Genomic DNA, 11,708 nt, shown 5'->3' on the forward strand with positions numbered 1-11,708 from the left:
CTTACATGCTGCTTCGTGCCCTGACCCTGCTTCTGACCCTCTTCGCCCTGCCAGTCTTTGCGCTTGAAACCACCGCGCGCGCAGCGATGGTGATCGATTATGATACCGGCATTGTGCTGCTCGCCAAAAACGAGGATGAGCCGCTGCCACCGGCATCGATGTCCAAGCTCATGACGCTGAACATGGTGTTCGAGGCGCTGGAAGACGGGCGGTTGACGCTGGATGAGGAACTGCCGGTTTCAGAGCGCGCCATGTCTTACGGCGGCTCGACCATGTTTTTGAACACGCGCGACCGGGTGAGTGTTGAAGACCTTATCCGCGGCGTGATCGTGCTTTCGGGCAATGATGCCTGCGTTGTGCTGGCCGAGGCGCTGGCCGGAAGCGAGGAAGAATTCGCCCGCCGCATGACAGAACGCGCGCAAGAGCTTGGCATGTTGAACTCTACCTTTGCCAATTCCAACGGCTGGCCCGATGACAACCAGCGCATGTCGGCCCGCGATCTGGTGTTTCTGGCGCGGCGGCTGATCAAGGAATTTCCGCAATATTACCCGTATTTCGCCGAAACCGAGTTCGGCTTTGACGAACGTGCGCCGCAAAACCGTTTTAACCGCAACCCGCTACTGGCGCTGAATATCGGGGCGGACGGGTTGAAAACCGGCCATACAATCGAGGCGGGCTATGGGCTTGTCGGCTCGGCCATCCGCGACGGGCGCCGTGTTGTGATGATGATCACCGGCATGGAAAGTGAAGCCGCGCGCGAGTCCGAAGCCGAGCGGCTGATCAACTGGGCCTTTCGTGAATTTACGCAGCGCACCTTGTTCAACGCCGGCACACGGCTGGCCGAGGCGGAAGTCTGGCTTGGCACCGCGCCGAATGTGGGTCTGACCCTGCAGGAAGATGTATCGCTGCTGCTCCCGTTCCAACAGCTCAACAATATCAGCGCGCAAGTGCGTTATACCGGGCCGATTGCCGTGCAAGACGGGGCGCGCAGCCAGATCACGATGGGTGACGAATTGGCGGTGCTAGAGGTTTCTGTGCCAGATTTCGGGGACTATTCCTTTCCACTGGTGGCAATGGAATCGGTGCAGCCTGCCGGGTTTGTGGCGCGTTTTGGCGTGGCGTTCAACCAGCTCAAAACACAGATATTGTCGGCATTGTGAGCGCAGTGCGCGGCCGGTTCATCAGTTTTGAAGGGGCCGATGGCGCGGGCAAATCCACCCAGGCGCGGCTTTTGGCGGAAAGGCTGCGGGATGCGGGCCACACGGTTACGCTGACGCGTGAGCCTGGCGGCTCGCCCGGTGCCGAGGAAATTCGCAAATTGCTGGTCGAAGGTGACCCGGCGCGCTGGTCGGCGGAAGCCGAAATTCTGCTCTTTAACGCCGCGCGCCGTGACCATCTGGAGCGCAGGATCGCCCCGGCGCTGGCCAAGGGCCATATCGTGATCAGCGACCGATTTGCCGATTCAACGCGCGTCTATCAGGGGGTTGCTCGGGCCGAACTGCGCGACCTGGTCGACAGGCTGCACGCGCTGATGATCGGCACAGAGCCTGACCTGACCCTGGTTGTGGATCTGGATTCGCCAACCGGCCTGTCACGCGGCTTGGCGCGGCAATCGGGTGAAGACCGTTTCGAGGAGCTTGGCGCCAGTTTTCAGGCGCGGCTGCGCGCCGGGTTTCGCGCCCTGGCCGAGGAATTTCCCGAACGCGTAAAGCTGGTCGATGGGGCGGGTCGCCCAGAAGACGTGGCCGCGCGTATCTGGCCGCATGTTGCGGCGCTGTTGTGATGGCGGATGAATTTGATATTCCCGAGCCCGACAGGGTAGACGGCGCGCCGCACCCGCGCGCCACGCTGGCCCTGTTCGGGCAGGCGGCGGCAGAGCAGGCATTTCTGGCAGCCCAGGGTGGCGGGCGGATGCATCATGCCTGGATGATCACCGGGCCACGGGGCATTGGCAAGGCCACATTGGCCTGGCGGATTGCGCGTTTCGTGCTGGCTGGAGGGGGCGATGACGGGCTGTTCGGCGCGCCCGAAACCCTGGATATTGCCCCCGACCACCCTGTTGCGCGCCGAATACTGGCGCTGGGTGAACCGGGTCTGCATCTGGCGCGGCGCAGCTATGATGACAAAACCAAGAAGCTGAAAACCGTGATCTCGGTCGACGATATTCGCGCGCTCAAATCCTTTTTCAACCTCAGCGCGGCCGAGGGTGGCTGGCGCGTGGCAATTGTCGATGCGGCAGATGAGCTGAACAGCGCCGCCGCCAATGCGCTGCTGAAAATTCTGGAAGAGCCGCCCGCGCGCACGCTTATCCTGCTGGTTTGCCACCAGCCCGCGCGGCTTCTGCCGACCATTCGGTCGCGCTGCCGTGCCCTGCGCTGCCAACCGCTTTGCGATGCCGATCTGGGGCGCGCGCTTGTCGCCGCCGGGCTGGATGCGGGCGATGACCTGCCCGCGCTTGCCGCGCTTTGCGAAGGTTCGGTGGGCGAGGCGGCACGGCTTATGGCCAGCGGCGGTGTGGCGCTTTATCGTGGCATCATCTCGATGCTGGCAGGTGCGCCGGGGTTGGACCGTGCGGCCGTGGCCAAGCTTGGCATGGCCTGTAGCGGGGCGGCCAATGCCGATACCTATGACAACACAATCCGCCTGACCTTGCTGGCCCTGTCACGGCTGGCACGGGCCGGGGCGGGGGTGCCGCTGAACGTGGTCGATGCATTGGAAGGGCGAATGTTGGCCCGTCTTTCCCCCAGCCAGGTGGCGGCGCGCAACTGGGCCGCGCTTAGCCAGGAGCAGACCGCGCGGCTGGCCCATGCGCGCGCTGTCAACCTTGACCCTGCGCAAATGATCCTTGATACCTTTCTGCAAATAGATACCGAGGCGCGCCGCTGCGCGAGTTGATATGCTGACTGACAGCCATTGCCATCTGGACTTCCCCGATTTTGACGGGGAACATGCCGAAATTATTGCCCGCGCACAGGCGGCAGGGGTAACACGCATGGTGACCATCTGCACCAGAATGGCGGCGCTGCCCAATGTGCAGGCCATTGCCGAAGCGCATGAGAATGTGTTTTTCGCGGCCGGCATCCACCCGATGAGTGCGGCCAAGGAACCGCCTGTCAGCGTGGACGATCTGCTCGCCATCGCCCGCCATCCAAAAATGGTGGGGATTGGCGAAACCGGGCTCGATTACCATTACAGTGCCGACAGTGCCGCGCAGCAAAAAGCCAGCCTTGCCGTGCATATTCAAGCCGCGCGGCAAACCGGCCTGCCGCTGATCATCCATGCGCGCGCCGCCGATGACGATATGGCCGAAATTCTGACTTCCGAGCATAAGAACGGTGCGTTTTCCTGTGTCATGCACTGTTTTTCATCCGGCCCTGAACTTGCGCGCGCCGCGCTCGAGCTTGGGTTTTATCTTTCCATGTCGGGCATTGTGACCTTCAACAAATCGCAGGCGTTGCGCGATATTTTCGCCGCCGCGCCGCTGAACCGCATATTGGTCGAAACCGATGCGCCCTATCTGGCCCCCATGCCGCATAGGGGCAAGCGGAACGAGCCTGCCTATACCGCGCATACCGCCGCCAAAGGGGCCGAGATATTCGGAACAAGCCCGGAGGCATTCGCCGCCGCAACCGAAGACAACTTCAACCGCCTGTTCACAAGGGCCGCGTCATGAGCCTGCGCGCCACCATCCTTGGCTGCGGCTCATCCGGCGGTGTGCCGCGCATCGGCGCCGGCTGGGGTGATTGCGACCCGGCCGAGCCGAAGAACCGCCGCCGCCGTTGCTCCATGCTGCTGGAGCGGGTTGGTGCGGCCGGCACCACGCGCGTGCTGGTCGATACCGGCCCGGATTTGCGCGAGCAGCTTCTTGCAGCCGATGTCAGCACGCTCGATGCCGTGGTCTATACCCATGCCCATGCCGACCATGTGCATGGCGTGGATGATCTGCGCATGGTGGTCATGGCAATGGGCCGCCGCCTGCCGGTTTGGGCCGATAGCGCCACAGCCGATGCGCTGGTCAGCCGCTTTGGCTATGTGTTCGTGCAGCCCGAAGGTTCGGCCTATCCGCCAATTCTCGACCTCAATATCATCGAAGGTGATGTCACGGTTGAAGGGGCAGGGGGCGCGCTGAGCCTGCAGCCCTTTCGCGCCAAACATGGCCGGATCGATGCGCTTGGCTTTCGTATTGGCGGGCTGGCCTATTTGCCCGATGTCTCGGCGCTTTACCCTGAAACGCGCGCGGCGTTGGCGGGGCTCGATATTCTTGTGATCGACGCGCTGCGCCGCCAGCCCCACCCGACCCATGCGCATCTGGACCAGACCCTGGAATGGATTGCCGAACTGGCGCCCGGGCGCGCGGTGCTGACCAATATGCACAACGATCTGGATTACGCGACCGTGCAGGCCGAAACCCCGGCGCATATCACCCCTGCCCATGACGGGATGATGCTGGACCTCAAGCCGTGATTTTTACACTTTTGCAGGTTGTCATGCCGGTGTTTCTGGTCATCGGTGGCGGGTTTCTTGCGGCTCGGTTCACGATCCTCAGCCGTGAAAGCTTTGATGCGGTCATGCGTTTCGTGCAGCAGATTGCCATTCCTAGCCTGCTGTTTCGCGCGGTGTCCACGCTTGATCTTGCAGCGGTGTTCGATTGGCGCTTGCTGGCTTCGTTCTATATTGCGGCCACGACAAGCTTTGTGCTGGGCATAATCGGCGCGCGGCTGTTTTTTGCCCGCCGCCCGGGCGAGGCCGTGGCCATTGGCTTTGCGGCGCTCTTTTCCAACTCGGTGCTGCTGGGCCTGCCGATCATGGAGCGGGCATTCGGTGCAGATGCGCTGGCGCCGAATTTTGCCATCATCGCCATCCACGCGCCGTTTTGCTACCTTCTGGGCATTTCGGTGATGGAGGTTTCGCGCGCCGATGGGCGCGGAGCCGTGCAAACCCTTTCAGCCATCGGCAATGCCATTATCCGCAACGCCATAACCGTGGCGCTGGCGCTTGGGCTTGTCGTGAACCTGACCGGCCTGCCGCTTTGGGCGCCAATCACCGAAGCGCTGGATATGCTGGCGCGCGCAGCCCTGCCGGGGGCACTGTTTGCGCTTGGCGGTATTCTGATCCGCTACAAGCTGAGCGCCAATCTGGCCGAGGCGGGGATGATTACCGCGCTGTCACTGGTGCTGCACCCGGCGCTGGCCTATCTGCTGGCGGGGCCGGTATTTGATCTGCCCATTGGCTATATCCGCTCGGCGGTTGTGACCGCAGCAATGGCGCCGGGGATCAACGCCTTCATTTTTGCCAACATGTATGACCGCGCAAAAGATACGGTCGCCAGCGGTGTTTTGCTGGCGACCGGAGTTTCGATCCTATCGGCCTCGGCCTGGTTGTGGCTGATCGGCTAGCCAGAAGTGCTGCGCCGTCCCGGGCCTGACCCGGGACCTCGTGCAGCAGGGCAGAGGCCCCGGGTCAGGCCCGGGGCGCGCTGTTCTGAACCTAACCCTGGCTCATCCCGCGCAGGCGTTCGGACCGGCGGCGCAGCATTTCCACGGTAATCAACAGCAGCACCGAAATGGTGATCAGCACGGTGGCCGCGGCCAGAATGGTGGGGCTGATCTGCTCGCGCAACCCGGTGAACATCTGCCAGGGCAGGGTCTTCTGGCCCGCCGAGCCGACAAACAGCACCACCACAACCTCGTCAAACGAGGTGATGAAGGCAAACAGCCCGCCGGAAATGACGCCCGGCAAAATCAGCGGCATTTGCACCTTGAAGAAGGTGCGCACCGGGCCTGCGCCCATATTGGCGGCCGCGCGGGTCAGACTTTTGTCAAACCCGACCATTGTGGCGGTGACAGTGATGATCACGAAGGGAATGCCAAGCACGGCATGTGCCAGAACAACGCCCCAATAGGTGCCCTGCAGCCCGATTGTCGAGTAGAAGAAATACATCCCCGCCGCCGAGATGATCAGCGGCACGATCATCGGCGAAATCAGGATAGCCATGATCGCCCGGCGAAACGGCACATGGGTCTGGCTAAGGCCAATGGCCGCCAAAGTGCCAAGCGATACTGAAACCAGCGTCGCCATCGGCGCGATCTTGAGCGAGTTGAGCAGCGGGCGATACCAGTCGGGATTGTTGAAGAAGTCATCGAAATGCTTCAGCGAATAGCCCGCCGCCTCGAACCGCAGCATCTCTGGCGTGAAGGTAAAGAAATCCTGTGCGTTGAAGGCCAGCGGAATGATCACCAGGATCGGGAAGATCAGGAAAAAGAAGATCAGCGCGCAGATCGTCAGATAGCTGTAATGCCAGATGCGCTGGCCTGCAGATGCGTAGTTCGGAAGTGCCATGCTTTACCCCAGTTTCACATTATCAATGCCGACGATCTTGTCATAAACCCAGTAAAGGATCAGAACCGCCGCAAGCAGGATGGCACCAAGCGCGCCGACCAGGCCCCAGTTTCCCGCACCCGACCACTGATAGGCGATCCGGTTGGAGATGAACGACCCTGTCGGCCCGCCCACAAGCTCGGGGGTGATGTAATAGCCCACCGACAGGATGAAGACGAGGATCGCGCCCGCGCCGATGCCCGGAATGCTTTGCGGAAAATAGACCCGCCAGAAGGCTGTCCAGTCATTCGCGCCAAGGCTTTTGGCGGCGCGCACATAGCTTGGCGGAATGGTTTTCATGACCGAATAGAGCGGCAAGATCATGAACGGCAGCAAGATATGCGTCATTGCGATGATCACACCCAACTTGTTGTTGATCATCTGGAAGCGGTTGTCATCGGCCAGAAGGCCAATGCCCACCAGAATATCGTTGATCACGCCCTGTTCCTGCAACAGCACTTTCCAGGCCGAAGTGCGCACCAAAAGCGATGTCCAGAAGGGCAGCAGCACCAGAATGAGCAGCAGGTTGGCATGGCGCGCCTTGAGTGTGGACAGCAGATAGGCGATCGGATAGCCCAAAAGCAGGGTCATGAAGCAGATCAGCGCCGAAACCCAGGCCGTGCGGCCAAACAGCATCAGGTGCAGGCTTTCATTGGCGGGGCGGCTTTCAATCTCGCCTGTGACCTTGGTTTTATCAATCGCCGCCAGAAAATACCCGCTGGTATAGCGGCCCGAATAGGCCTGAATGGCCGACCAAAGCGCAGGGTCGCCCCATTCGTCATCAATTTCGATGAATTTTTCGCGGTAGGGGCCGTCATTGGGAATGTCCCAATCGCCCACCTGCCGGCCCGCTTTGCGGATTAGCGTGGTAATGCCGGAATATTCAAAGTTGAGGCGGCGCGCCAGGGTCATGCTGGTGCGGGCCTCATCGGCGATCTGCAAATCGGCGGCGAGCGCGGCAAACACCTCTTCGGGTGGCGCAACGCCGCTGTCATCGTCCCAATCACGCAGGGCTTCAACCGTCAGCGGGATCGTGTCGGTCACCACCGAGTTTTCGACCGAGCGCATCAGCATCTGCCCGATCGGAAACACAAAGCCGACGATGACGAAAACCAGAAGCGGCATGATCAGCCCAAGGGCGCGCAGTTTCTGGCGGCGCAATGCCCGTGCCAGGCTGCGTTTCAGCGGCGTGCCATCGGCGGCGCGCATCGGTTCATTGGCGGTTGTGTCACTCATCCCGGAACTTACCCTGCTGTGTTTTTAGTGTTGAGGGCGAAACGGGGCCAAACGGCCCCGTCTCAGTTTTTCAAAACCAGCTTACTGCGCCAGCCATGCCTGGAATTTCGCGTCGATTTCGTCGCGATAATCAGCCCACCACAGGTAGTTGGTGACAAAGGCACCGTCCATGTTGGCCGGATCGGTCGGCATATGCGGACCCATCGGAATGCCAAGTGTGGCATGGTCGCCTACAAGCGGCGCCGAGGAGGCACGTGCAGGACCGTAGCTGATATAGGCAGCCTGGTCAGCCAGACGCTGCGTGTCGGTTGCGAAATAGACATAGTCCAGCGCGCGGGCCAGACGGTCATCCGGCAGGCCGGTCGGAATGATCCAGCCGTCAAGGTCGAGCATCTGATAGCCCCAGGCCATGCCAACAGGCTGGTTCTGCTCGGCGATAACCGAGAACAGACGGCCGTTATAGGTCGAGCCCATGAAGATTTCGCCATCGGCCAGCAACTGCGGTGTTTCTGCACCGGCGGTCCACCAGACGGTGTCGGCCTTGATGGTGTCGAGCTTGGCAAATGCCCGCGCTACACCTTCATCGGTTTCCAGCATGTCATAGACATCTTCCATCGCAACGCCGTCACAGATCAGCGCCCATTCCATGTTGCCAATCGGGCGCTTTTCAAGCGAGCGGCGGCCCGGATAGGTTTGCTGGTCGAACACATCGCAGGCATTTGTCGGTGCGGGCGTGCCATCGGGCACCATATCGGTGCGATACCCGAATGTGGTCGAGAACACGATCTGCGGAATGTAGCAATCCGAAATCAGCGTATCGCCAAAGTCTTCGGTTGGAGTCGAGCCGTCGGCACCCGGCGCAAGCATGGTGTCAAAGTCGATTTCCATTGCCAGACCTTCATCGCACAGGCGCATGGCATCGGCGGCGATCACGTCCACAACATCCCAGGTGATATTGCCGGCTTCGTTCATGGCGCGCAGCTTGGCCACAGCCTCGCCCGAGCTTTCATCATTGATGATGGCAATGCCGGTATTGGCGATATAGGGGTCGTGATACGCAGCCTGCTGGGATGCCGAATAGGCACCGCCCCAGGATACGATTGTCAACTCATTTGCCATATGGCCAGCGGCACTTGCGGCGCCCGCCATAGCAATGGCGCTGGTCGCGCCTATGATGATATTCGTTAGCTTCATAAAGCTTCTCCCTTATTTACCCGTCATTTGTGTCCGCGCCGCGGGTCACGGCGGCGGATCATTGCGTTGCGTGCGCTCATCTCAAGCGTCAAGCGCGCGGCAATCCTCGGTCAGCCAGGAAATGGTCGATTCCGTGCCTTCTTGCAAAGCACCTTTCCCGGCGGAATTGGGCACTTTCACGATGAACTGGTCATCGCCCGCCACGGCCATGCGGCAGCGGATATGGTCGCCCAAATAAATACGTTCCAGCACCTTGGCTTGCATCACGTTCTGGCCCTTGCCATCCAGCTCCACCCGTTCGGGGCGGATCGACAGCATGGTGCGGCTGCCAACGCCGCCGCAATTCACCGCCAGCGCGTTGACCTTCTGGCCGTTGTCAAGCTCTACCGTTGCGGTCTCACCTTCAATGCCACGCACAGTGCCCAGCAATTTGTTGTTCTCGCCGATAAACTGCGCCACAAAAGCATTGGTCGGACGTTCATACAGATCATCGGGCGGGGCAAGCTGCTGGATGCGGCCATCATCGAACACGGCAACGCGGTCAGACATGGTCAGCGCCTCGGACTGGTCATGCGTTACATAAACCACCGTCACGCCAAGGCGCTCGTGGATATGCTTGATCTCATATTGCATATGCTCGCGCAGCTGTTTGTCGAGCGCGCCAAGCGGCTCATCCATCAACACAAGCTCGGCATCGAACACCAATGCGCGGGCCAGCGCGATACGCTGTTGCTGCCCGCCGGAAAGCTGGGCCGGGCGGCGGCCGCCAAATTCACCCATCTGCACCATATCCAGCGCATTTTTTACCTTGGCCTCGCGGTCCGATCTGGACATGCCGCGCACTTCTAGCGGGAAGGACAGGTTTTCGGCCACGGTCATATGCGGAAACAGCGCATAATTCTGAAAGACCATGCCAATGCCCCGCTTGTGCGGCGGGATATTGTTGATGGATTTGCCATCGAGCAAGATCTGCCCGGAGGTCGCGGTTTCAAACCCTGCAAGCATCATGAGGCACGTTGTCTTGCCCGAACCCGACGGCCCGAGCATTGTTAGAAACTCGCCTTTTCCGATATGCAGGTTGAGGTCTTTTACGACGAGAACTTCACCATCGTAACTTTTCTGAACATGATCGAATGCGACAAAAGCATCCGATGATTGATCTAAGGCCAACCCGTCTCTCCCTGAATGATCTGGCTTTTCGCCATTGTTGCGCAAGGGTAACAACACAGGGCCCCACCACGCAACCTTTTCGCGCCTCAAAGCCCAATTTCACCGAAAGCGGGGGGGCAAACAGGCAAATCAGACCAAATTTTGCGCAAACACGGCATTATCTTTGTGCCGGCGCGCCAATTTACCCAGGCGGGGATGCGCAGAATTTCTGCGAATATGGAGAGGGGTGCGAATCTTGCGCCGGCTCTGGCGCTGGCAGCATGGCCCGCGCCGCGTATCGCCACCCCCCGGTGCTTATTTGGCGGCCTTTGTCATATCTTTCTCGACAATTTGAATTTGCTTGGCAAATTTTTTCTTGCCCGCAGCCAGAGATTTTTCGATCTGCTTCAGTTTTGCCGCGCAGGCTTTGTATTGTGCATTCAACTCGGCGGTCAGCGGTGCCTTGCTGGCCAGTTTTGCAACCGTATAGAGCTGGGTTTTCGCGGTGTTGACTTGCGCATCCATGCCATCAAACTTCTTGCGCCGCGCATCGATCACCCGGTTTTGCATTTTCAATTGCGCGGCAAGGTCGCTTTTGGAAACCTTCTTGTCCTTCAGCACACCCTTGACGGCATTGTAAGAGGTTTCGGCACCGGAGTCCTCGCCCATCGCCGCATCCAGCAACACGGCAAGCCCGTTGCGCGATGTGCCGCCAAGCTCATCCAGAACCGGCGCGGCGAAACTGCTGCTTTTCTCTTCGGTCATCAGGCCGCTGGCAAGTGCGTCGGCGGCATTCCTGATGGTTGTCACGGCCTTATGGGCTTCCTTGGCCTTCAGAAAGACCGAAGCAACCGGGCCGTAAAGCGCAACACCGGCACCCTGAATTTTCTCATAATCCTTTTGCAGCGAGTCCAGATTGGCCTTGCCGACAATGCGCAAGGCCTCGGCATCGACCGGCACTTTCTTGGAAGATGACCGCCAGCCCAAATGCGCGGTCAGCCCGTCTATCGCCTCTTGGCAGGTTGCGACCTTGGCGGCGATCAGGCGTTCACAGGCCTCGATCTGGTTTTTCAGCGCCTGGATATCGCGCGCGTTCTTGGGTTTGCCCTTGAGCTTCTTCAAATCGGAAAACGCGCCGGATGCGTCCTTGAGCGCCATCAGCGAGGTTTTGACATCGCGTTCAACCAGCGTTTTGACGGCCGTCTGTTCCTGAATATAGATTTTGCCCTGCCGCTTGATTTCGACAAGCATGTTTTCACGGATCTGCACCGAAACAGCCGCTTTTTGCGCCTCGGGTGCCTTGTCATAAAGCTTGCTGGCGCCAGCCACGATCTTTTCAAGTTCAGGGGAAATGTCGATCGTCGTGAATTTCATGGTCTTAATCCAATTGATGGTTACGGTGCATAGGGTGTAATCCACCCAACATAGGGCCAAAGTTTGAATGCGCCACCCCGCCAGTCAGGCAAAATTGCAGGGGCAGTATCCGGATTGTGCCCCCGCATGATGCAAAATTGCGGCTTACCCAAAAAACCACTTGTTCCCTTCACCCGCGCCGGATAAACCCGCCAGCGGAGAGGTGGCCGAGTGGACGAAGGCACGCCCCTGCTAAGGGCGCAGGCGGGAAACCGTCTCGAGGGTTCGAATCCCTTCCTCTCCGCCACTTGCCCAAGCACAACTGTTCTCCGGCCCGCCGCAGGGCGGAAAATTTCCGTTATATTCAAGGGTTATGCGCGGCAGGCTGTGCACTGCGC

11 protein-coding genes and 1 tRNA gene are annotated in these 11,708 nt (G+C 60.0%); 7 read left to right on the forward strand and 5 right to left on the reverse strand.

Features of this window, described 5'->3' with window-relative positions; all coding sequences use genetic code 11:
* Positions 1 to 5: 5 nt before the first annotated feature.
* Genes LGT41_RS10120 through LGT41_RS10145 form a run of 6 tightly spaced genes read left to right on the forward strand, consistent with a single transcriptional unit; the run spans position 6 to position 5,396 of the window.
* Positions 6 to 1,160: a D-alanyl-D-alanine carboxypeptidase family protein gene (locus tag LGT41_RS10120; RefSeq protein WP_274126759.1), complete on the forward strand. Its 1,155-nt coding sequence runs from the start codon at positions 6 to 8 to the stop codon at positions 1,158 to 1,160.
* Complete coding sequence (tmk, locus tag LGT41_RS10125; protein ID WP_274126760.1) at positions 1,157 to 1,783, forward strand: dTMP kinase; 627 nt, start codon at positions 1,157 to 1,159, stop codon at positions 1,781 to 1,783. The genes LGT41_RS10120 and tmk overlap by 4 nt, the downstream gene beginning before the upstream one ends.
* Positions 1,783 to 2,895 (forward strand): DNA polymerase III subunit delta', encoded by a 1,113-nt coding sequence (locus tag LGT41_RS10130; RefSeq protein ID WP_274126761.1) that lies wholly within the window; start codon positions 1,783 to 1,785, stop codon positions 2,893 to 2,895. The genes tmk and LGT41_RS10130 overlap by 1 nt, the downstream gene beginning before the upstream one ends.
* A 1-nt stretch (position 2,896) precedes the next feature.
* A complete protein-coding gene (locus tag LGT41_RS10135; RefSeq protein WP_274126762.1) occupies positions 2,897 to 3,673 on the forward strand; it encodes a TatD family hydrolase in 777 nt (258 codons plus the stop codon).
* Positions 3,670 to 4,464 carry an MBL fold metallo-hydrolase gene (locus LGT41_RS10140; RefSeq protein ID WP_274126763.1) on the forward strand — a complete coding sequence of 265 codons (795 nt, stop codon included), beginning with the start codon at positions 3,670 to 3,672 and terminating at the stop codon, positions 4,462 to 4,464. The genes LGT41_RS10135 and LGT41_RS10140 overlap by 4 nt, the downstream gene beginning before the upstream one ends.
* Positions 4,461 to 5,396, forward strand: a complete 936-nt coding sequence (locus LGT41_RS10145) for an AEC family transporter (protein ID WP_274126764.1) — start codon at positions 4,461 to 4,463, stop codon at positions 5,394 to 5,396. The genes LGT41_RS10140 and LGT41_RS10145 overlap by 4 nt, the downstream gene beginning before the upstream one ends.
* Positions 5,397 to 5,487: 91 nt before the next feature.
* On the opposite strand, the gene LGT41_RS10150 is transcribed toward LGT41_RS10145, so the two are convergent.
* From LGT41_RS10150 to LGT41_RS10170, 5 genes are all read right to left on the reverse strand, one after another.
* Positions 5,488 to 6,339 carry an ABC transporter permease gene (locus LGT41_RS10150; protein ID WP_274126765.1) on the reverse strand — a complete coding sequence of 284 codons (852 nt, stop codon included), beginning with the start codon at positions 6,337 to 6,339 and terminating at the stop codon, positions 5,488 to 5,490.
* A 3-nt stretch (positions 6,340 to 6,342) separates the two neighbouring features.
* A complete protein-coding gene (locus LGT41_RS10155; RefSeq protein WP_274126766.1) occupies positions 6,343 to 7,614 on the reverse strand; it encodes an ABC transporter permease in 1,272 nt (423 codons plus the stop codon).
* Positions 7,615 to 7,695: 81 nt separating this feature from the next.
* On the reverse strand, positions 7,696 to 8,808 hold the full coding sequence (locus LGT41_RS10160) for an extracellular solute-binding protein (RefSeq protein ID WP_274126767.1): 1,113 nt from the start codon (positions 8,806 to 8,808) through the stop codon (positions 7,696 to 7,698).
* An 81-nt stretch (positions 8,809 to 8,889) separates the two neighbouring features.
* Positions 8,890 to 9,978 (reverse strand): ABC transporter ATP-binding protein, encoded by a 1,089-nt coding sequence (locus LGT41_RS10165; RefSeq protein WP_274126768.1) that lies wholly within the window; start codon positions 9,976 to 9,978, stop codon positions 8,890 to 8,892.
* A 294-nt stretch (positions 9,979 to 10,272) separates the two neighbouring features.
* Entirely contained in the window at positions 10,273 to 11,331 is a 1,059-nt protein-coding gene (locus tag LGT41_RS10170; protein WP_274126769.1) for a hypothetical protein, read from the reverse strand.
* A 196-nt stretch (positions 11,332 to 11,527) separates the two neighbouring features.
* On the opposite strand from LGT41_RS10170, the gene LGT41_RS10175 reads away from it, so the two are divergent.
* Positions 11,528 to 11,617 (forward strand) — tRNA-Ser (locus LGT41_RS10175).
* The last annotated feature ends 91 nt before the right edge of the window (positions 11,618 to 11,708 follow it).

Source organism: Abyssibius alkaniclasticus (assembly GCF_020447305.1).
Taxonomy (GTDB): Bacteria; Pseudomonadota; Alphaproteobacteria; order Rhodobacterales; family Rhodobacteraceae; genus Abyssibius; species Abyssibius alkaniclasticus.